Origin of the sequence: Bacillus sp. EKM208B, from assembly GCF_011800725.1 — a bacterium.
Taxonomy (GTDB): domain Bacteria; phylum Bacillota; class Bacilli; order Bacillales; family Bacillaceae; genus Bacillus; species Bacillus velezensis.
In genome coordinates this window covers 310,879-332,113 of record NZ_JAANHO010000001.1, presented here as the reverse complement: position 1 = coordinate 332,113, position 21,235 = coordinate 310,879, and the positions used below count along the sequence as shown (strand labels likewise).

Below are 21,235 nucleotides of genomic sequence, written 5' to 3'. Positions count from 1 at the left end.
AGCTTGTCCGAATTTGTCAGCTGCAATCTGAAAACGCAAAGAAATTTTGCGATCTGCTAGCTAACTGATGCAAAATCTCTTTGCGGATAACACTTATACCCAGCCGCGGAACCGGGCCGCTTCAGCCGACTTTCTGATGCCCGTCATATAGGCGGCCAAACGCATATCGACTTTGTGGGTATGCGCTGTCTGATAAATGGATTCAAACGAATTCACCATGACGCTGCGCAGTTTTCCGGCGACTTCCTCCTCAGACCAGTAAAAGCCTTGATTATTTTGCACCCATTCAAAATAAGACACCGTCACGCCGCCGGCGCTTGCCAAAATATCCGGCACGAGAAGCACGCCTCTTTCATTCAGGATTTTCGTGGCGTCTATCGTTGTCGGCCCGTTCGCCGCCTCCACAATGATTGAGGCTTTAATGTGATGGGCGTTTTCAGCCGTAATCTGATTGGAGATTGCGGCAGGCACGAGAATATCACAGTCCTTTTCCAGCAGCTCCCGGTTCGTTATGACATCCGAGAAGAGATTCGTCACCGTGCCGAAGCTGTCCCGCTTATCCAGCAGGTAATCAATGTCAAGGCCGTCAGGGTCATACAAAGCGCCGTGGGCGTCTGAGATGCCGATCACCTTGGCGCCGGCGTCATGCATAAATTTAGCGAGAAAGCTCCCCGCATTTCCGAACCCCTGAATGATGATCCGCGCATTTTCCAATGGAATCCCTTTTTTCTTAACGGCTTCCTCAATACAAATCGTGACGCCTTGCGCGGTCGCCGTCTCCCGCCCCTGTGAACCGCCGAGAACGATCGGTTTGCCCGTAATGAATCCCGGTGAATCAAATTCTCTCAGGCGGCTGTATTCGTCCATCATCCATGCCATAATCTGCGAGTTGGTATATACGTCGGGAGCCGGAATATCCTTTGTCGGACCGACGATCTGGCTGATCGCGCGCACATATCCGCGGCTCAGCCGTTCCAGCTCTCCGAATGACATCGTCCGCGGATCACAGATGATGCCGCCTTTTCCGCCCCCGTAAGGAAGATTTGTGATGCCGCATTTTAAAGTCATCCAGACCGAAAGCGCCTTAACCTCTTCTTCACTGACTTCCGGATGAAACCGCACGCCTCCTTTTGTCGGGCCGACTGCGTCATTATGCTGTGAGCGGTAGCCCGTGAAAACCTGTACTGAGCCATTGTCCATTTTGACGGGAATGCGTACGGTCAAAAGCCGCATCGGCTCTTTCATCAGTTCATACATATTGTCAGGATAGCCCAGTTTGCGCAGGGCCTCTTTTATGATCGATTGTGTGGACAAGAACAAATTAAGAACTTCTTTTTCTTCATCTTTCTGATTGCTTTTAGAAAGCGGGTTGGCTGACATGTTTTATCACCTCATCGTATTTTACGTGTAAGCTTCAATTACCGGCAGAACAAAATGTAAGCGCTTTTACACCAAAACCCATCAATCCCTTTCACATTGTCGTTACGCCCCTTTTTATATGCAAGATTCATGCCAGGTTTTTGTGTGTAAAAAAAGAGGCTGTTGTCAGCCTCTCAGATTAAAGAGAAAGGGGATTTGAAGACGTATACAGAAGAAACCTTACTGCATTTATTAAAATTTAATACGTCTTAAACGTACAGAAAACGTTGTTTCTTTGAAGGGGACACTATTTAGAGATATACTTCCTTCCATTTGCTCTACTAATCTCTTAGTAATCGTCAGCCCCAATCCGCTTCCCTGATAATTGGTATTTCTCGAGTCCTCCAATGTGTACATTCGTTCAAAGACACGGTCTTTATGCATTTCATTTATTCCTTTTCCTTTATCTGATATTTCTACAAAAACATCATTATCAGTTATTCTGATCTTTAAACCCACCATCTTACCATCGGAACCATATTGAATTGCATTCGTAATTAAATTATTCAGAACCCTCTCAATTGCATCTTCATCTCCGCTAACAAAGACAGAATCATCGGGTATATCAATCACTACTTCAAATTCTTTGCTGATTAAAATTTCGTAGTAATCCAAAATTATTTTTCGGCTGACTTCACATATGTCAATTCGTGAAGAATTTAATTTTTTATCTCCTGACTCTAATTTTACAAGTTCAAAAAAACGGTTTATTAACGCTAATACCTCGACCGTTTTTAAATTAACTGTTTTTAGTAAACTCATAACCTTTTCCGAAGTCAGACTTTTATCGTTATTTATCATTTCAATATAACCTAGTATAACTGTTAAAGGCGTCTTTAAATCGTGTGAAATATTTGATAACATTTTTCGCATGGACAGTTCAATACTATTGCAGTTCCCTTTGATCTTTTGATTATGGTCTAAAAGACGGTTTATTTGAATTAACAAGGATTTTATATATTTATCTTCCGTGTTAAGCAATAATCTTTCGCCTGTCTCTTCATTAACAACTTTTCGAAGTTTATTTCTTATATATTTAATCTCAGTCCTTAGATTTAATCGGCTTCGGAAAAGAAATATATTTACTGCTGCAGAGCATATGAATAAAATAACCAACATATAAAACAATTTAAAAATCTCCCAACTTATAACCGATTCCCCACAAAGTTTTTATGTACATTGGATGAGATGGATCGTCCTCAATTTTCTCTCTGAGCCGTCTAATATGAACATTAATTACATTCTCATCTCCATGATACTCATCTTCCCATACGGATTTATAAAGTTGAGACTTAGTATATACTTGTGAAGGATTAGAAATAAAGAGTTTTAAAATATTAAATTCTTTTGCCGTGAGATTAATCTTTTCATTGAATTTTTTAACAGAAAAGCCATGCAGGTCAACACTTAAATCACCTATTTTAATGATTTTTTCTTCCTTTGAAGACAGGGAGCTCTTATAGTGTCTTTCTCTTCTAATGGTTGCTTTAATTCTGGCTATTACCTCCAGCATAGAAAAAGGTTTAGAAATATAATCATCAGCCCCGAGGCCGAGACCAAGTGCCTTATCTACATCTTCATCTTTTGCAGACATGATAAGAACGGGAACCATACTTTTGGAACGAATCATTCTTAAACATTCCATCCCATCTATCTTCGGAAGCATTAAATCCAACAATATAACCTCAAACTTTTGGGTGTTCAATATGTCTAAAGCTTCTTCACCATCAAAAGCTGCTGTTACTTCAAACCCTTCTTTCGTTAAGCTTTCGCTTACCATATCGCTTATGAATTGGTCGTCTTCTACAATTAATATTTTGTAACCCAAGCTTTCCGCTCCTTAAATATAAAACTGATATTCTTAATTCACTGTTTATTTCAATCATTATACAGATAATTAATCTCATTATAATTATTTTTTATACAAAAGGAGATAAATATTCCAAAACATTTTAAATACAAACAAATAAGACAACCATTCTTCAATAGCGGGAATTGTTGTCTTGTGTTTTTCTCTTTTTATCTCACCTTTATCGAACCATCTTCACTAGATAGACTTACTTTATTACTTCCCGCGCCAATTTCACCCTTTTTCAGTTTTACGCCATCATGGCTCTTATTAAGCCCATCTAGATCAAACGTTACATCAGAATTACTCTGAGCAAAAACAGCAAGTGAAGTTGGCGCTTTTTTATAAGATACACCTATATCTCCTGATTTCGTATTTACTGATAAAGATTTTCCTTCTGTTATGTCCTTGATTGAAACCGCTCCATCTTTAGAAGTAACCTTTACATTGGAACTATGTATTTCCTTCATCTCGTTATCGCCGCTTGCAGATGTTATATTTAATTTCTCAAAAGAACTATTTTCAACGCTTAACGCCCCATCCTTGGATGAAAACTTTCCAGTATGAGCCGAAACATTATTGATTTTTTCATCACCGGAATGATTATCAACGACAATATGTTCAGCTGAAATTTCACTTAATTGTATATTCCCATCTTTATTGGTTATTTCAATATTGTTCATACCTGAATCGGGAACATTAATATAGATTGTGCCGCCCTGCTTCCCAAAAGTAAATCCATCCAAAAAGCCGCCATTCTTTTGTTCTTTTTGACTAACGACCAAATCTCTCCCATTTTCTTGAAATGTAACTGGAGCCTTATCTTTCTGTTTCCCCTCAGCAGATATTGTTGCCTTATTTAAATTACTCTTTTTAAACTTCACATCCCATGAGTCAGTATATACTTTTAAAGTATCAATTTTTTCAACATTGCAGGACACGTTCTTTTTAAAGTTTTTTGTATCTGTCTTATCAAGGCTTAAAACAATTCCGCCGATTACGATTAACACTGCACATGATGCTATAATCTTCTTCATTGTATAATTTCTCCTTTTATCTACAATAAATCTTTCTGATCCACCTTACGGTAAGAAAGATAACCGACTAAAAAACCAAATAAACAAAGTATAATTGGAATGATAATAAATTGACTTAAACTGACTGTTTCTTCTCCGTCGGAAACTGTTGCATTGATAAAGACCCCGATTATGACAGCCCAAGTGATTGTAGCAGAAGTTGATTTTTTTCTCATGCCGAAAAATAAAGGAATCAGACTCACTCCTCCCATCATAAAAGCGGTGAGAAGAGACGATGGCATAGCGGAAATAACTTCACTCATTTCAACAGGCTTCTCGAATAAATATAAGTGCGGACTCACGAAGAGAATTAACAAGTTAATAACAAACGTAGCAATAACAATACTTACAAAGCAGAATAGGAAGACAATAGATAGTTTAGCTTGCATTAATTTTTTTCTTTGTAAAGGATAAGTAAACAGCAATTGTATTGTTTTATTTTTATATTCATCAATAACTAAACGGGATAAAATCACAGCAGAAAAACAAATAAACACAATTCTGATTAAAATATTAGTTAGAGATATAAAATCTGCATAATCACGAAACATAAGTTCATTTTCATTTTTAGATTCCCATCCCATAAAAGCCGCTAAGGCAAAGATGATGAATATCCAAAGTGCCACCCATTTAAAATACTGTGATAAGTGATGTTTTTTGTACTCTAATTTCATAAGTTTTAACATGCTAATAGCCTCCAGCAGAAGAATTTAAGACAATGCAAATAGGTGCATAACACAGACGGGCAATCTATCTAGTGTGTATTCCCTCCCCATTCATAGAATTTAAGAAGTATTCTTCTAAAGAACTGTGTTTTTTATTTATACTTTCTATACCAATGTCATTCAGAATAAGTGCTTTAGAGATTTCTTGTTGTGTAACTGCTGTTTCATAGATACGAATTAATTGCTGGTCAATCATTTTAAAATTTCTTATCCCCAGATTTTGCTCTAAAATATATAACGCTTTTTTTATATTTTGGACTTTTACCTCTACATACTCTGTTTGTTTTCCGTTTATACTCTTCATAGAAACTTCTTTTATTAACTTGCCATTCTGTATGATACCAACAGTATCTGACATTTGTTCCATTTCGGCTAAAATGTGACTGGAGACTAATAATGTAATTCCATATTCTCTGCAAAGTAACTTAAAGAGATCCCTCAACTCTTTTATACCTATTGGATCCAGACCGTTAATCGGCTCGTCTAAAATGAGAAGTTCTGGTCTTGTAGAAATAGCTCTGGCTATTCCTAACCTTTGTTTCATTCCTAAAGAAAACTCTTTCACTTTTTTATTATCAATATTATGTAACTTTACAAGCTCGATAGCGTGGTCAATGGATTTTTTATCGTAATAGCCCATATATTCACAATGGAAATCTAAATTTTCTTTAGCAGTGAGGTTGTCATAGAAAATGGGATATTCAATAATGGTGCCCATTCGTTTTAAAACTTCAAATGACGTATCTGTTAATTTCTCACCGAAAATTTCTATTTCCCCACTTGTTGGCTTGATTAAATTGGTAATCATTTTCATAATGGTTGTTTTACCTGCACCATTGGGACCCAAGAATCCATAAATCTCCCCTTTTTTCACGTGCATATTAACCCCGGAAACAACTTCTTTTCCTTTAAATGTTTTTGTAAGCTGACTCGTTTTTAAGATGTATGTCATTCGCTTTCCCCTTTCCATATATACTCCTACTATATAAAGGAAAGTTCTCTTTTCCCTTAAGCAAATATTACTTTTTTCTTAAGATTTTTCTAATTAAATCCTAATCCTATCCCCATTCTATAAATCATTTATTGTTTTTTAGGATGTATGTTCTTCATAGGAGAAGAAAATAAGAATCTTTTAATTTTTGGTTCCATTAAGGATTAACCGACATCTTCCAAGACATTTTTGATGAAATTGTCCTTCAGGCCAGCAATCATGATAGTCGACGGTCGTATCTTATTCACTAGCTCCATTCACAGCAAATGCTAACATCAGCACAAAAAAACGAAGACATCCGCTGTCTTCGTCTTGTGCGCTACCGGTGAGCCGTCTGCCAGTCAAATCCGATGGTGTCATCATTCCACGGAATTCTTTTTTCGTCAGGCTGATCCGGATTGTAGGACATCGTCGTGAAATAAATAATGGTCAGCGGGGTTTCGCCCAGCACTCTGTACCCGTGTGCGACGCCTTTGGGAATGAGAAGGAGCATCGGATTGTCTTCTCCCATGTAGTAGACATCCGTTTCTCCCTTGGTTGCCGACTCTTCGCGAAGGTCATGGAGCACGACCTGGGCGTGGCCCGTCGGAAAAAACCACAGGTCATCCTGTTTCTCATGATAGTGAAATGCTTTAATGACGCCGGGATAGCTTTTGGACCAGGAAGCCTGCCCGAAACGCTCTAAGAGATGTTCATCGTCACGGACGAGTTCTGAGAAAAAACCCCGGTCATCGCTGTGTTTGATCAGCTTTTTGATTTTTACGCCTTCGATCACTTGCACTGTCCCTCCCTTTGTAAATAATCATGCAGCGCTTCCCGCCAATGCCTCATGCCGAGCCCCTGCCGTTCAATCGACTCAAGACTCAACACCGAATAAGCGGGGCGCGGCGTCTCATTTCCGTATTCCTCCGTCGTGACGGGCAGCACGGCGGCGGTTCTGCCGCTTTCTTCAAAAATAGCCTTGGCAAATTCATACCAGCTGCACACTCCGCTGTTTGCGGCGTGATATAAGCCCGGCGGCCTGTCAAACAGACCGATCACCGTTTCGGCTAAATCCTTTGTGTACGTCGGTGCGCCGACTTGATCGTTAACGACACGCACCTGATCATGTGTATCCGCAAGTTTCAGCATCGTATTGACAAAGTTGTGCCCGCCGCTGCCGTACACCCACGATGTTCTGATAATGGTGTGGTTTTTTCCCGTTAACCGGATCAGTTCTTCGCCGAGTTTTTTGCTTTTTCCGTAAATCGTGCCCGGATCTGCGGGATCGTCGGTCTGGTATGGCCGTGTTCCTTTGCCGCTGAAGACGTAATCGGTGCTGATGTGAATGAATTTCGCGCCGGTGTTTTCAGCCTCAAGCGCGGCATAATAAGCGCCGATTCCGTTTATTAAATACGCTTTGTCGAGCTCCGTTTCACATTTGTCAACGGAGGTGTATGCCGCCGTATTGACGACGATATCCGGCTTGTAATGGCTGAACGAGTGCCGCACCGAACGCTGGTCGGATATGTTCATCATCGCTTTTGTCAAGGCGATCACTTCATACCCTTCCCGCTTCAGCTGGCGGCATAACTCCCGCCCCAGCTGGCCGGCCGCTCCGGTTACTAATACCTTCGTCAATCGGATCACCTTCTTTCCGATTAGTCTTGGCTGTCTGTATACCAGCGAATGGTTCTTCTCATTCCTTCTTCAAATGTGACGTCCTGCCGCCATCCCAGCTCATTTTTCAGCTTTGAAGCATTGATGGCGTAGCGGCGGTCATGCCCTTTTCTGTCTTCGACATGAGCAAACCGTTCCTCGACACCGAGCTCCTTCATGATAAATGACGCAAGCTCTTTATTCGTCCGTTCATTTCCTCCGCCGATATTGTAAATGTCACCGAGTGTTCCTTTTTCCAGGACGAGCTTAATGGCGCGGCAATGGTCTTCGGCAAACAGCCAGTCTCTGATCTGCAATCCGTCGCCGTACAGCGGAACCGGCGTGCCGTTTACGGCATGCCTGATAATGGTCGGAATCATTTTCTCGTGATGCTGGTACGGCCCGTAATTGTTGCTGCATCTTGTAATGATGGCTGGAAGCTTATGAGTTTTCACATAAGACATGACGAGCAGGTCTGAGCTTGCCTTGCTGGCGGAATACGGATTGTTCGGAGAAAGCGGCGTCGTCTCTGTAAAAGCGGGATCATCCGGCGCCAAATCTCCGTACACCTCATCTGTGGAAATGTGAATCAGCCTGCCGGCTTTTCCCTGCAACACCGCGTCCGCCAGTCGGTATGTGCCCATCACATTTGTTGTGATGAACGGCTCTGCCTGATTTATGCTTCTGTCCACATGGGATTCAGCCGCAAAATGAATGACAGCGTCATACATGTGGGAAAAGACTTTGTCAATGTCCTCTTTTTTAGAAATGTCACCTTTGATAAAACGGAAACGGCCGTTCTTTTTTAAGGCTTCTATTTCAAGCGGCCTGCTTGCATACGTGAGATTATCCAGGACGGTAATCTGCGCGTCCGTTTCTTTCAGCATCATCTTTGTGAAGGTAAGGCCGATAAATCCGGCGCCGCCTGTAATTAAATATGATTTTGGCATGATTAATGCTCCTGTCCTTTCTGTAATGCCTGATGCGCCAGGCTTCCGGCGAGGTAAAGCGATTCATGCGTGCCCGCATCCACCCACCAGCCCGTTAACACATCATACGTCAGCTCACTGTGTTCAATGTATAAATTATTGACATCCGTAATTTCCAGTTCGCCGCGTTTTGAAGGAGAAATTTGTTCAATATAAGAAAACACTTCTGCGTCGTACATGTAGATCCCTGTGACGCATAGTCTGGTCGGCGGCTGCTCCGGCTTTTCAATGATCGACTTGATCCGTTTGTTTTCCTCATCAATCTCGGCGATGCCGAAGCGCTCCGGATCGTCAACTTCTTTCAGCAGCACTTTCGCTCCTTTTCCCTGCTTTGCGAAACGCTCCGTATAAGGTTTTAATGAATCTTCAAAAATATTATCTCCCAAAAGCAGAACGAACGGGTCGCGCCCGGTAAACCGCTTTGCGTATGATAAACCGTCGGAAATGCCGGATGCGGCTGGCTGAACCTGATATGTGATTGAGACGCCGAGTTCTTCTCCGGTTTCGAGAAGTTTATGAAATTGCGGAATATATTCTTTTTGCGTAATCAGCAAGATATCCGTAATCCCCGCTTCTTCCAGCTTCATGATCGACCAGTAAATCATCGGATATGGACCGACAGGGAGTAAATGCTTATTGACCGCTTTTGTCAGCGGCATAAGGCGTGAGCCGGTGCCTCCGGCTAAGATAACACCTTTCACATGAACACTTCCTTACGTGTGGTTTTATCACAAATCATAAAGAATCGCCGCCGCCCGTTTGATGCCCCTGCCGTCAACCAGCGGCTTTCCGTTTTGATGAAGTCCGGACCGCATCGGATAATCAGCGGCCATGTCAGACATATGCCGTGCGAGAACGTCCGCTGATATGCATTCACCAAGGCCGAGATGAACGGCGGCCCCCCGTGCGGCGAATTTTTCCGCCGTCTCAGTTTGATGCTCCACTTGAGAAAGTACGATGCAGGGCACACCCGTACAAATGGTCTCATATAAAGTGATCCCGCCGGACACGACGGCCATATCAGCCCTCGAAAGAAGCGCGGCCATGTCATTTGTCTGCCTTACCATCTCGGCATAAGGCATTTGTGTAAGATGCGCGCGCACGCCATCAGCATGAGGCGCGGCGCCGCCCATGACGATGATCACTCGTTTTCGCTGAATATCGGGGATGCGGCGGCATGCTTCCATCACTTTAAAGACAAGCTTCTTCGGGTCGCTTCCTCCTAATGAGACCAATATGGTCCGGCATTCTTTTCTCAGCTGATAGAGCTGCTTTGCTTTTTCAAAACCCGGATGAAGAATGATATATTCCGGGCCTTCATATACAACGGCGCCGCCCATTTGAACCGTCCGGCTTTTCAGCCCTCCGTAAATGCCGTTTATAACGGCATCGCATAAATGAATGACATGTTCCCGTTTTTCTTCAAATAAAACGATACGTGCCGATGAATGCTTTTTGATTTCCTCTAACCAGTCACACGGCATATCGAGCAGATCGAATATGAGAAGGTCAGGAGCCTGCCTGTTTATTTCCCGGACAATAAATTCCTTCTGTCCCTTGACAGGCTTGATGATCACTTCCCATTGATCAGATGACAGATAAGAAAAAGCCTCTTTATTTGTGTAGAACGTTATTGAGCAATTGTTCTTAATGGCACCGGCAAGCAGCTTCATCCGGACCGCGTGCCCCATGCCGATGTCACGGCCCCCGTCCGCGAAAATCAAAACCCGCATGCTAATCAGCCTCTTTTTGCCGGATCATTTGATTAATGGCCCTGAGCTCCGGATCACTATTCAGCAGATGGATCAATTCTCTTGCCGGAATATCAGGACGCGAGCCCGCTTTTACGTACAGCTCGCGGGCCAGCCTGTAGTCCTCTTCGGTATCGACGGTCATCCGCAAGTGAGGAGCCCGGAGTTCCTGCGGGGGCTCAGGAAAGAGAAGCCGGTACTTCTCAGGAGATTCTCTTATTAACAGCGTGACATGCTCCTGATATTTGTCCGCCAGCGTTTTGTCCGCATTGATCTCCGTTAAAAGACGCGCGTTTACCGCCTCGCCGCCGATGCCGAGCGGTGTACCGCAGATATACGTGTAGTCTGCGTGCTGATCTAAATGCGATTGAATCAGAAAATCAAGCAGCGAAGGGTCGACAAACGGGTTATCCCCCGTCAGTCTGACTGCGATGTCCGGTTTTACTCGTTCGATGACTTGTGCAAACCGGTCAAGCACGCGCTGCTCGCTGCCGCGGTGCACACGGTAGTTCTTGCTGAGGCAGTGCGCAGACAGAATGTCGTCGGTCTTGCTGTCAGACGAGGCGACGATCAGATTATCCCGCGATTGATCATAATACTCGCTTTGCCGAACCCTTTTGACAATCATATCGAGGATCGTATACCCGCCGATCGGTTTCAGCACTTTGCCGGGAAGACGCCCGCTTCCCATCCGCGCCTGAATGATAAACAAAATGTCAGTCATCATATGGGCTGCCTTTCGTCAAAAGGTCATCCCAAGTGATGCCCGTGTCGGCGGGGATATCCCTGACCGCACGCGCCCCGTCAGTTAAAAGCTCAAAATATCTCGGGTGAAGCCCCTGCGGTTTTTGGCCGGGACGAAGGACGGCAAGGTTTTCCGCCGTAAAATATTCGCCTTTTTGAATCGGCGCTGTTGAAAAAATGCCTCTGTAAGCGAACCTTCTGATATCCCCTTCAATCGGTGTCGTCGTTTTATGAGAACTTCCCGACAGCACTTCCGGCACCGGAGCGTGAAGCCCCTGCCGCAGTTCCGCTTCAACTGAGCGGATCGCCGCAACCATTTCTTTTAATTCATCCGGATTGAGGGCGAAGGAGTGATCGGCACCGGGCAGGTTTTTATCGATCGTAAAATGCTTTTCAATCAGTTTCGCTCCGAGCCTGACAGCCGCGCACGGCACATCATACGGATGGGCGCTGTGATCGGAGAAACCGATCACTGCATCCGGGAATGCGGCGGCAAGCATGGGAATGACGCTCAGATTGCTGTATTCAGGCGGCGCGGGATATTTCGCCACACAATGCATGATCGCAATTTCTGTGTTCCCCTCGCCGGTAATGGTTTGATAAGCCTCCTGAATATCTGAAATATCAGCGCCCGCGGTGGAAAAAATAATCGGGGTCTTCAGCCCCGCGACATATTTCAATAACGGCAGATGATTCAGCTCGTAGGAGGCGATTTTAAAGGCTGAAGGGGAAGTCGCATACAGTAAGTCGGCAGAGCCTTCGTCACATACCGTACTTAAAAACAGCACGCCTTTTTTCTTACAATATTCAAGCAGCGGTTCGATCCACTCGGCGGGCATTTCCATTGATTGCACCAAAGAAAAAATAGAGACGTTTTTTCCCGCAGCGGTTTTGTACAAGCCGGGGTCTTTCTGATACATTTTGTCAGCCTGAAACATTTGGAACTTGACCGCGTCCGCGCCGGCCTCACTGGCCGCATCTATCAATTCAAACGCCTGGCTCAGTTTTCCGTCATGATTAATTCCGGCTTCGGCGATGATGAATACGGGCGAACCTTCGCCGATTGACTTCGTTCCGATTTTGCATGATGCCATCAGTCCGCCTCCTTCCCGGGCCACACATGATAGTAGTAATAGGACGCATCCGCTTTAAATCCCATTCTTTCATACAGGCGGATGGCTCTTACATTGTGGAGCTGCGTTCCCGCTGATACAGTCTTATGCTGAAAGCGCAATGATTGTTCAATCACGTGCGCCGCTAAATGGAATCCCGCTCCTTTTCCTTCAAAGCCTGGCTTTACCGCCATCAGATCAAGGACGAATTCATCGCCTTTAGACAGCCCCTGAACAAAGCCCACGGTCTCTCCCTTATATGTGGCGGCGAATTGTAACGAAGCTCTGCCTCCCGCGTTATTCCGCGCCCACTCTTCAAACAGGCGGTTCGCACTTTCATAGCTGAGGCGGGGATCTTGGTAATACCTGCTTTTTGTAAAGGCGTCGCGGGCCAGCCGGCTGATCGCTTCCATGTCGCCGGGTCCGGCTTCTGTAATCTCAAACGGCGGCGTGCTGTTATATACACGCACCGGGCTGACGAGCTTGAGCAGACTCCCTACAAAATAAGCGTTCGGAAGCTGCTGAACGACCTGCATCGCCCCGATATCTTCAGCCGGTATTTTAATAAATATAAAATCAGTGCCTGCCGCCCGCCTTGCCGCGTAAAATTCCTGAAACAGCCTTTTGAGCTGTCCGGTGCTGTTTGCGGCTGCAAGCTTCACATTGATGATATTTTTTCGGAACAATTGACTTTCCCACGAAGAGTTTTCATATAAAATCACGCCTTGAAGGCTGTTTTCTTCCAATAAACAGAGCGACGATTCATAGGCTTCCGGCTGGATGCCCTTCTGATGCAGGAAGGCATGAATCATGTCCTGAGCAAGATTTTCCCTCAGTCTGTACACCTAATCAGCCCCTTTGACGATATCCGTAACGGCTGCAATGACGTATTCAACGTCGTCATCTGTCATTGACGGATAAAGAGGGAGTGACACGGTGCGGTGATAATACGCTGCCGCGGCCGGAAAGTCAGTTTCCTTATATCCGTACGTTTTTTGATAATACGGATGGAACGGAACCGGAATAAAATGAACACTTGTGCCGATATGATATTGGTCTTTTAAAGCGGAAATCAGATCGTTCCGGCTGACCCCGGCCTCCTGCTCCTCTATTTGAAGAACATACAGATGCCATGCATGCCGTCCGTCATCACTGACATGCGGGATGGTCAGCCCTTTCATGTGTCTGAAGGCGTCCTGGTAGCGGCTCGCAATGTCGGCTCTTCTTTGCTGCATGCTGTCAATCCGTTTCAGCTGATGAAGCCCAAGCGCTGCCTGAAGATCAAACATATTCATTTTATAGCCGGGCGTTTCGACCTCGTAGTACCAGCTTCCGTTTGAAGAATAGCGGTTCCACGCGCCTTTGCTCATGCCGTGAAGGCTGAGCACCCTGATCTGATCGGCAAGCCCGTCATCGTCCGTCGTCAGCATGCCGCCTTCACCGGTTGCCAGGTTTTTTGTCGCGTAGAAGCTGAATGCCGTCGCATCACCGATTGATCCGATCATTTTCTGTTTATAAGTGGTATACACGGCATGTGCGGCATCCTCTAAGACAAATAACTGATGCTTTTCGGCAATGGCCAGAATCTGATCCATATCACACGACTGGCCGGCGAAATGAACGGGTACAATCGCCTTTGTCCGCGGGGTGACGGCCGCCTCAATGTTTTTAGGGTCCGCATTCAGCGTAAGCGGATCGATGTCAACAAACACCGGAACGGCGCCTGTGTGCACGATTGTATTGGCTGTTGAACTGAATGTCACGGCAGACGTGATGACCTCGTCACCGGGACCGATTCCTTTCGCTTTCAGGGCCAAAAACAAAGCGGCGGTACATGAGTTCAGCGCGATCGCGTGCTTTGCCCCCGTCCAGTTGGCAAAGGCTTTTTCAAACGCCTCTACTTTCGGTCCCTTTGAAAGCCAGCCCGATTCAAGCGTATCAATAACCTCCTGAATTTCGTCCTTCCCGATCATGGGCAATGAATAAGGAAGAAAAGCTGATCTTTTTTGCACCATTTTCTTTGCGCTCCTATCTTTTTTATGAAGGGTCAACCCGTCTGAAGCTGACTCCGGTTTTTTCCTGAAGCACTTGGCATAAAGCGGCAAGCGAATCCTGAACCGGGTAGTTCGCGGCGACAAAAGCACGGCGCGCCTGTTCCGCTTTTTGATATTCCGCGGGGCTTTCGCATATCCGGATTAATTCCTGAGCAAGTGCCTGCGGGTCCTCAAAAACAAATTCTCCAAGTGAATGATAATAAGGGTATCGGCGGGTTCCCGCTGATTTTCCGATCAGCACGGGCTTTTGAAACAGCATCGCTTCAAGACCGACCGTTGATGTCTGTGTCACCGCAGCGTCAACATACGGTAGAATATCATACAGCTCCATCTCTTTTTTGATGATTTTGCCTGCTTTATATTTCCGCAGCACCTGATTGTAAGCATCCAGCTTGTTTTTGCCGATTTCCCACGGATGCGGTTTAATAATGAGCTGCATGTTCTTTTGGCCGGCAAGCTCTTCAAGCACGCCCGTATAAAATTCATCAGAAAACGGCTGCGTGGCGATCAGCACCGTCCGCTGTGACGGGAGAAAAGAAAGTTTGCGGTAAAACGTGTCTTGATCTATCGGCTCTCTTGAGAAAATCTCGTCGAAACGGGGATGCCCCGTGATGATGATTTGTTCATCCCTGCAGCCTTTTGCTTTATACCACTCCGCTTCATAAGCCCCGAATACTGCCTGATAGTCCGTAAATACGGGCAGAAACGCTTCATCTCCCATGAGCGCTCCGTGCTGCAGACAGATGCTGACGGCGTTTTTTTTCGCGGACATCAGCGCCAGCACACGGCTGTAAATATCCTCCGTCGTGCCGACTACAACGGCGGAAATCTTCTCGGCCGTAAACAAAATATCAACGGCGTCAATCGCTTCAATAAATAATGGAATGTCTTTATACAAACGTTCCTGAAATTCTCTGTTTCCGAAAGCGGGATGGCTGTGAAGCTCTTTCAAAATGGAATGGGCTTTTTCAATATAAGGGACGGGGTTCCCTTTTTGCCCCATTCCCGTCAGCTCCAATTTGCAGATAACGGGCAGCCCGTAATGGTCAGGCAGACTCCATCTGGCCAGTACCGCTGTTTTTGCCGGATCAAACTGCCGGTAGTTTCTCTCGGTGAACCGAATATGATCGAAATGCAGAATGACTTTTCCGTTTACCGGTTTCTCATCTGTTTTCTTAATGTTTTGCCTTTTTTGATCATAATATGGCTGTATACCGGCTTCAGGAATATGCTGATCAGCCGGACCGAAAAGCTCTGGGTTCTGCTCCATGCTCTCCCGAAGCGCCGGACTGATATATTGATAAAAATTACTGATCAATGCGAGCGGGATGTCTTTGTAGCGAAGTGACTGAAAAAGGTCAATATACTGCCGGTACAGCACCCAATAATTCGCTAAGTATGCCGACAAGCCCTCACCCCTTTCCAAGCTTTTTTAATGATTCCCTCAGCTCCCGGCACGTGGTCTGCTGCGGAAGGCTGTTCACAAACTCGTTTTTCTCCGCCGCGAAAAGCTGATAATGGATGGATTGATCGGTAATATAATTGATATCAAGCTCCTCAGAAATCGGGTAAAACGGATAAAAATGATTCACTCTCCAGAAGAAACGGGCGTCACCGATCCGGTAAAACGCGGGGCTTTCATCCCAATAGGAACCGAATGCCGATTTGACCTGTTCCAGCACGGAAAACCGGTGCATGACAGAACAATGGTCAATGGCGCACGGCGCGTTCCACACGATCCGTTCGGCGGGCCTGGCCGTCTCCTTCACCGTCTCTTTCCGCTGATTCAGATGATAGGTTTTGGAACTTGAATACACGACGGCTTTTTCCGGGTCTTCATCAAGCTCTTTCACCATTTTCTCAAGCCGTTCCGGCACATACGTGTTGTCGTCGGTCGCATACGTCACGTACTCGCCCTCCGCCATTTCTATTGCCTGATTAATCAAGGCGGCGTAGCGTGTTTTTTCCGTTCTTTCTTTGACGCCCGATACATCGCTTTGATAAAACCGGACGCGGTCATCCGTGAGAAAAGGACGTATTTCCGCCAATGTCGCTTCATTTGAGTTGTCATCCATAATGAACAGCTCAAAGTCCGTAAACGTCTGAGACAGAATACTTTTAATAGAGCGGGCCACATAGTCACTTTTGTTATAGCTCGTCATGATCACTGACACTTTAGGCAACTCGTCACCCCCTTTTCGCACCTGAAACTACCGCTATCATATGTTCCTTATGCGGAAGATGCGATAGGAATACAGACTATTATGTGAAAAGTCAGCATTGCGCGCACAAAAAAAACCGGCTCTGATGTCCGGACTCATTGGAGCGTATTTTCTTTTTTCGCATAAATCTTTCTGCGGGCTCATATGGTGGAATAGATAAAAACAGCAGCTTCTCTGTCGGCTGTCTGATACTTGTCAGGAGGTTTCAGCATGAAGAGGTTTTCATCAAAGGAGGAACAATATGAAACCGAAAAAGAATCAATATCAGCAAATGCAAGGGATGGGGATGGGAATGGATATGCAAGGATACCAGCCGCAGCTCGGGCCTAATCCTTATCCGCAGCCTCAGGGCGGCCAAGGATCGCAAATGATGCCGATGCAGCAGCAAATGACAATGCCGATGCAGCAAGGCCAGCAGGGCTTCGGCGGGGGGTTTCCCGGCCAGCCGCAGCAGCAGGGCCAGCAGGGCTTCGGCGGGGGGTTCCCCGGCCAGCCGCAGCAGCAGGGCGGCGGCAGCTTTCAGATTCCGTCAGGTCCATCATCGTCACAAAACGTTCCCGGCATGCTGCCGATTGAAGAGTCATACATTGAAAATATTCTGCGGTTGAACCGGGGCAAAACGGCGACGATTTATATGACATTTGAAAACAGCAAAGAATGGAATTCAAAGATTTTCCGCGGTGTGATTCAGGCGGCGGGACGTGACCATATCATCATCAGCGATCCGAAAACGGGCACCCGCTATCTGCTTCTGACCATTTACCTTGATTACATCACGTTTGATGAGGAAATCGCTTATACTTATCCGTACTCCATGTCTTCTTATTCTCCGAGATAAATCAAAAAGCCAATCGCTCACTTGACAGAGGATTGGCTTTTTTTCTTTATAAATATTTGACGGCCGCGACGATAATCATAATCCAAGAGATGATAAACGCCACGCCGCCGAGCGGTGTAATCGCGCCGAGAATAGAAATCTGCGTCACGCTCAATACGTACAGGCTTCCTGAAAACAGAACGATGCCCGCAAACATCAGCCAGCCCGCAACAGAAACACTGCCTGCGCCAGAGAGCTTTTCGGCCAAAAACGCGACAGCCAGAAGACCGAGCGCGTGATACATATGATATTGCACGCCTGTGTGCCACACCTGCAAATATTTATCGGGGATTTTCCCTTCAAGCCCATGCGCGCCGAAAGCGCCCAGCGCCACGGCCAATAAAGCGTTAATCGCACCAAGAATAATAAACACTTTCATCTATTTTTCTCCCGCCTTTTCGTTAAAGTTTCCAATTCAATCATAACCCAACATCGGCAAAATTCAACGTCCGTCATCCGATGACACGAGATTGTCGGATTTTTTCTTTTTGATAAGCTGGATTCGGTCAATCGCTATCGCCAGCAGCGTCCCGAGCACAAGGCCGTTGCTTAAGAGCGAAATCAGGATCGGGTGCATCCCTGATAACGCGCTCTCCGGCACAAACATTACGCCGACCCCCGTCAGGAGCGCCAGACCGATAATGGAGCGGATTCGTTTTTGCTCCGCTTTCTCATAAGAGTCAAACTCCGTAAAGGCAAGACCCGCCATCGTGGAGAAAACGACGAAGTTTACCGCAAAGCCGACCGGTGAGGGCAGACTCGCAAACGCATTCATAAATAGCGGGATCATACTGATGATCATGACAAATACACTTCCCAAAAGAAACGGCTTTTTCGAAGGAAGCTTCGTCGTCTCAATAAAACCGGCCGCCCCTGAAATCGGTACAGGCGCAATGCCCCCTGACAGCCCGCTCAAAAGGTGGCTGATCGAAGCCGCAAACCCAGCCGGACGCTCACGCCGCTTCCCAACGGTGCCGCCGAATTTTTTCACCGCCGCTTCTACAACCCGGATGCTCGCGAGCATGTTGACAATCAAAAGCACGGTAATGAAGAGTGACGTAATGATCAGGCCGCTGTCAAACACGGGTTTTCCAAACGGAAAAAGAGCCGGCAGCTGAATTAGGCGGTCCGGTATTTGAATCGGTTTGGCTGCGCCGAAGACGGCGAATAAGATCCATCCGCCGGCAAGCGAAAGGAGAATCGCATACTGTCTTAAGAACGTAACATTCGATCGGGACATGATGAACATCGCCGCCGTCACAACCATGGCGAGCCCGAATACAAGGCCGTCGACGCTGTTTTTTAAATAGCCGATGCCCAAAAGGCCTTTCACAATCGGCTGACTCAGCTGCATGACCAACAGCAGCAGATACACACCGGTCACAACCGGCGTAAACAGCACGGCCAGCCGTTCAATCACTTTAAAAAGGCTGAACAAAAAGAAAAAGACAGCGCTTAATAACAGCGCCCCCTGCAGCGCCCGCAGCGTCTCGCCGAATGTCGCGAACACCGTGCCCGTCAGTCCGCCGTAAATCGTGTATACGCCCCACCATAAGCCTGCCGGGCTTTCATTAATCGGCAGACGATGTCCCTGGAGACATTGGATGACCGCGGCGACGCCAAGCACAAAAAATGTGCTCTGAATCAATGCGGCAGAATCGGCATGGTTCAAGTGAAATGATTGTGCGATGGCGACAGGAACTACAATCGCAGCCGCAATCATAAATGCCGTCCATTGCAAACCCCCGAGTATCAGTTTCAAGTCAATCAACCTCTCCTGTTAAAAATCGAAAATGGAATCCCCGTTTCCGTCTTCCTCACGTTCGTCTTTCGCTTTTTTCTGATATTGGTTCAGTCCGGCGCTGCCCATCATTTTTTCAAGCAGCAGCGGGTCTGTCGAAGGAGACGCGGAAGGTTTCGGCGCCGCTTTCGGAATCGGATTCTGCACAGGCGCCGGAGCGGTGTGCGTCTGAGTGCCGAGCACGACATCACACAGAGAGCGGATGGCGGCTGCGTGCATTTTGACTTCCTCGGTGCGGGTCGCCGTTTTCGCCTGCCTCAGTTCTTCTTCCATCTTCTGAATCAAAGCAGAGATATGTATGTTCATGAGTAAATCCTCCAGCAGTAATTTGTCTTCTTCCTGCATTTTATCAAATTTCTGAGTGAATCGCAGAATTGAGTTTGTTATTTTTTCTGACGGCATACCGCCCGGAACGTCAAAAAAGACGCTTCCGCCGGGCGGAAGCGCCTCAAAAAAAACGTTTATTGCGGCAGGTCGGGGAGGCACCAATCGATCGGCTGCTCCCCCATTTTTTCAAGGGCGGCGTTTGTACGGGAAAACGGTCTGCTCCCGAAAAAACCGTTCCTTGCCGAAAACGGGCTCGGATGAGTCGATTCAATAATAATGTGTTTCGATGTGTCAATGCGCTCTTTTTTCATCTGCGCGTGACGCCCCCACAGGATAAAGACAATCGGCTTCTCTCTTTCATTCACCACATCAATGATGCGGTCAGTGAGCCGCTCCCACCCCTTGCCTTTGTGGGAATTGGCCTGACCGCGGCGAACCGTAAGCACTGTGTTTAACAAAAGCACTCCCTGCTTCGCCCAGCTGACGAGTGATCCGTGGTTCGGTACGGAGCAGCCGATATCGTCCTGAAGCTCTATGAAAATATTTTTCAAAGACGGCGGCTGTCTGACCCCGGGCTGAACGGAAAAACTAAGCCCGTGCGCCTGTCCTGGCCCGTGATACGGGTCCTGTCCGAGAATGACCGCTTTTACATCCTCATAGGGCGTATAATGCAAGGCGTTAAAAATATCATGGCTGTCAGGATAAATCGTTTGGCTGCTGTATTCTTGTTTCAGCATTTCTCTCAGCTCTTGATAATACGGTTTGTCAAATTCATCTTTCAGCTGATTCCACCAGCTGTCCTTTAAAAGCTGTTTCAAACTGTCCGTCCCCCCTTATGAACTGTGCAGTCTTGAATGGACGGGCTTTCCGTCCCACACAATGTCAGTCGGCGCCTCCCGCCTCTTCATGTCCGGCTCTTCAAGAAGAACCGCGAAGTTTTTCGTCGGGAGCTCCCCAAGCCCGTGCTTTTCACTTAACCGGTCTAAGTACCGCTTCCGTTTGCCGCCGAGATCCGCGGACTGATTGCCGCCTCCCTCAAAAAACGCATATATGACGCTCGCGCAAGGAACACGCTTCACACGGTGCTGTTTCGCGGCGCGCAAATAAAAGTCCCAGTCCCAATAATTATGGACATCCGGATCAAAATACCCTAACGTGTCATGCAGAGAACGCCTGTACATGCTGCCTGACGGAACGTACGTGGAAAACACCCGCATATCCGCATAATCCGCCGTATAGGCGAACGGCTTTCGTGACACAGGGTATCTCGTGCCGCCCCGTTCTTCAAATGACACAATTTCCGCGTCAGAATGGACAAAATCCGCATCAGCAAGTGCAGCCGCCATTCTTTCCAAATGGCCCGGCGTAATGAAATCATCATCATCGCACAGCATGATACAATCACCCGACGCTTTTTTCACACCTGCGTTCCGCGCTTCCACATGTCCGGCATTCTGTTCTAAATCAATAATCTGAATCGGCAGATCGCTGTACAGCTGCTTCGCTTGTTCGACCGATTCCCCGGCATCATTTACGATGATCACTTCATAAGGCTTTATGGTCTGCATGGAAATCGACTCCAGCAGCTCACACAAAGCCGGAATCCGGTTATACGTGACTATGACAATTGATATATTCATGACCCGCTCCTTCTGCTTTT

Annotated in this window: 23 protein-coding genes; 1 reads left to right on the top strand and 22 read right to left on the bottom strand. The window is 46.5% G+C overall.

The features are described from left to right. Positions 1 to 93: 93 nt before the first annotated feature. From G9F75_RS01650 to G9F75_RS01570, 17 genes are all read right to left on the bottom strand, one after another. A complete protein-coding gene (locus G9F75_RS01650) occupies positions 94 to 1,380 on the bottom strand; it encodes a Glu/Leu/Phe/Val family dehydrogenase (RefSeq protein WP_014419156.1) in 1,287 nt (428 codons plus the stop codon). A gap of 231 nt (positions 1,381 to 1,611) precedes the next feature. Beyond that, entirely contained in the window at positions 1,612 to 2,547 is a 936-nt protein-coding gene (locus G9F75_RS01645) for a sensor histidine kinase (protein ID WP_025649398.1), read from the bottom strand. Between the two features lies 1 nt (position 2,548). Beyond that, entirely contained in the window at positions 2,549 to 3,247 is a 699-nt protein-coding gene (locus G9F75_RS01640) for a response regulator transcription factor (protein ID WP_014419158.1), read from the bottom strand. Between the two features lie 191 nt (positions 3,248 to 3,438). Next, the gene (locus G9F75_RS01635) at positions 3,439 to 4,305 is read right to left on the bottom strand and encodes a DUF4097 family beta strand repeat-containing protein (RefSeq protein ID WP_167408894.1); all 867 of its coding nucleotides are present in this window, start codon (positions 4,303 to 4,305) and stop codon (positions 3,439 to 3,441) included. Positions 4,306 to 4,325: 20 nt separating this feature from the next. Beyond that, positions 4,326 to 5,030 carry an ABC transporter permease gene (locus tag G9F75_RS01630; RefSeq protein ID WP_167408893.1) on the bottom strand — a complete coding sequence of 235 codons (705 nt, stop codon included), beginning with the start codon at positions 5,028 to 5,030 and terminating at the stop codon, positions 4,326 to 4,328. Positions 5,031 to 5,094: 64 nt separating this feature from the next. Further along, positions 5,095 to 6,021 carry an ABC transporter ATP-binding protein gene (locus G9F75_RS01625; RefSeq protein WP_025649399.1) on the bottom strand — a complete coding sequence of 309 codons (927 nt, stop codon included), beginning with the start codon at positions 6,019 to 6,021 and terminating at the stop codon, positions 5,095 to 5,097. A 358-nt stretch (positions 6,022 to 6,379) separates the two neighbouring features. Continuing rightward, positions 6,380 to 6,835, bottom strand: a complete 456-nt coding sequence (locus G9F75_RS01620) for a dTDP-4-dehydrorhamnose 3,5-epimerase family protein (RefSeq protein ID WP_003150986.1) — start codon at positions 6,833 to 6,835, stop codon at positions 6,380 to 6,382. Beyond that, complete coding sequence (rfbD, locus tag G9F75_RS01615; protein WP_015418465.1) at positions 6,832 to 7,680, bottom strand: dTDP-4-dehydrorhamnose reductase; 849 nt, start codon at positions 7,678 to 7,680, stop codon at positions 6,832 to 6,834. Before rfbD ends, G9F75_RS01620 begins: the two co-directional genes overlap by 4 nt. A 20-nt stretch (positions 7,681 to 7,700) precedes the next feature. Continuing rightward, positions 7,701 to 8,648, bottom strand: a complete 948-nt coding sequence (gene rfbB / locus G9F75_RS01610) for a dTDP-glucose 4,6-dehydratase (protein ID WP_021494763.1) — start codon at positions 8,646 to 8,648, stop codon at positions 7,701 to 7,703. A gap of 2 nt (positions 8,649 to 8,650) precedes the next feature. Beyond that, positions 8,651 to 9,388: a sugar phosphate nucleotidyltransferase gene (locus G9F75_RS01605; protein WP_003150981.1), complete on the bottom strand. Its 738-nt coding sequence runs from the start codon at positions 9,386 to 9,388 to the stop codon at positions 8,651 to 8,653. A gap of 27 nt (positions 9,389 to 9,415) precedes the next feature. Further along, positions 9,416 to 10,420, bottom strand: a complete 1,005-nt coding sequence (locus G9F75_RS01600; RefSeq protein ID WP_154817762.1) for a PseG/SpsG family protein — start codon at positions 10,418 to 10,420, stop codon at positions 9,416 to 9,418. A 1-nt stretch (position 10,421) separates the two neighbouring features. Then, positions 10,422 to 11,162: a cytidylyltransferase domain-containing protein gene (locus tag G9F75_RS01595; protein WP_065180311.1), complete on the bottom strand. Its 741-nt coding sequence runs from the start codon at positions 11,160 to 11,162 to the stop codon at positions 10,422 to 10,424. After that, positions 11,155 to 12,276: an N-acetylneuraminate synthase family protein gene (locus tag G9F75_RS01590; RefSeq protein WP_129091313.1), complete on the bottom strand. Its 1,122-nt coding sequence runs from the start codon at positions 12,274 to 12,276 to the stop codon at positions 11,155 to 11,157. The genes G9F75_RS01595 and G9F75_RS01590 overlap by 8 nt, the downstream gene beginning before the upstream one ends. Next, positions 12,276 to 13,139 (bottom strand): GNAT family N-acetyltransferase, encoded by an 864-nt coding sequence (locus G9F75_RS01585; RefSeq protein ID WP_053285332.1) that lies wholly within the window; start codon positions 13,137 to 13,139, stop codon positions 12,276 to 12,278. The genes G9F75_RS01590 and G9F75_RS01585 overlap by 1 nt, the downstream gene beginning before the upstream one ends. After that, positions 13,140 to 14,309 carry a DegT/DnrJ/EryC1/StrS family aminotransferase gene (locus G9F75_RS01580; protein ID WP_061860989.1) on the bottom strand — a complete coding sequence of 390 codons (1,170 nt, stop codon included), beginning with the start codon at positions 14,307 to 14,309 and terminating at the stop codon, positions 13,140 to 13,142. A 22-nt stretch (positions 14,310 to 14,331) separates the two neighbouring features. Then, positions 14,332 to 15,756 (bottom strand): capsular polysaccharide export protein, LipB/KpsS family, encoded by a 1,425-nt coding sequence (locus G9F75_RS01575; RefSeq protein ID WP_063636526.1) that lies wholly within the window; start codon positions 15,754 to 15,756, stop codon positions 14,332 to 14,334. Positions 15,757 to 15,760: 4 nt separating this feature from the next. After that, entirely contained in the window at positions 15,761 to 16,531 is a 771-nt protein-coding gene (locus tag G9F75_RS01570; protein ID WP_003150972.1) for a glycosyltransferase family 2 protein, read from the bottom strand. 280 nt (positions 16,532 to 16,811) lie between these two features. Here G9F75_RS01570 and gerQ point away from each other — a divergent pair, with 280 nt between their 5' ends. Continuing rightward, complete coding sequence (gene gerQ, locus G9F75_RS01565) at positions 16,812 to 17,408, top strand: spore coat protein GerQ (protein WP_014419171.1); 597 nt, start codon at positions 16,812 to 16,814, stop codon at positions 17,406 to 17,408. A 46-nt stretch (positions 17,409 to 17,454) separates the two neighbouring features. Here the strand turns inward: gerQ and G9F75_RS01560 are convergent, their stop codons facing one another. The 5 genes from G9F75_RS01560 to G9F75_RS01540 all read right to left on the bottom strand — a co-directional run bounded on the left by G9F75_RS01560 (position 17,455) and on the right by G9F75_RS01540 (position 21,215). Beyond that, positions 17,455 to 17,826: a DUF423 domain-containing protein gene (locus G9F75_RS01560; protein WP_003150969.1), complete on the bottom strand. Its 372-nt coding sequence runs from the start codon at positions 17,824 to 17,826 to the stop codon at positions 17,455 to 17,457. A gap of 63 nt (positions 17,827 to 17,889) precedes the next feature. After that, on the bottom strand, positions 17,890 to 19,209 hold the full coding sequence (locus tag G9F75_RS01555; RefSeq protein ID WP_017418663.1) for a purine/pyrimidine permease: 1,320 nt from the start codon (positions 19,207 to 19,209) through the stop codon (positions 17,890 to 17,892). An 18-nt stretch (positions 19,210 to 19,227) separates the two neighbouring features. Continuing rightward, a complete protein-coding gene (locus G9F75_RS01550; protein WP_022553956.1) occupies positions 19,228 to 19,650 on the bottom strand; it encodes a YwdI family protein in 423 nt (140 codons plus the stop codon). A 59-nt stretch (positions 19,651 to 19,709) separates the two neighbouring features. After that, complete coding sequence (locus tag G9F75_RS01545; RefSeq protein ID WP_106067798.1) at positions 19,710 to 20,393, bottom strand: uracil-DNA glycosylase; 684 nt, start codon at positions 20,391 to 20,393, stop codon at positions 19,710 to 19,712. A 15-nt stretch (positions 20,394 to 20,408) separates the two neighbouring features. Next, positions 20,409 to 21,215 carry a glycosyltransferase family 2 protein gene (locus tag G9F75_RS01540; RefSeq protein ID WP_007407698.1) on the bottom strand — a complete coding sequence of 269 codons (807 nt, stop codon included), beginning with the start codon at positions 21,213 to 21,215 and terminating at the stop codon, positions 20,409 to 20,411. Positions 21,216 to 21,235: the final 20 nt, after the last annotated feature.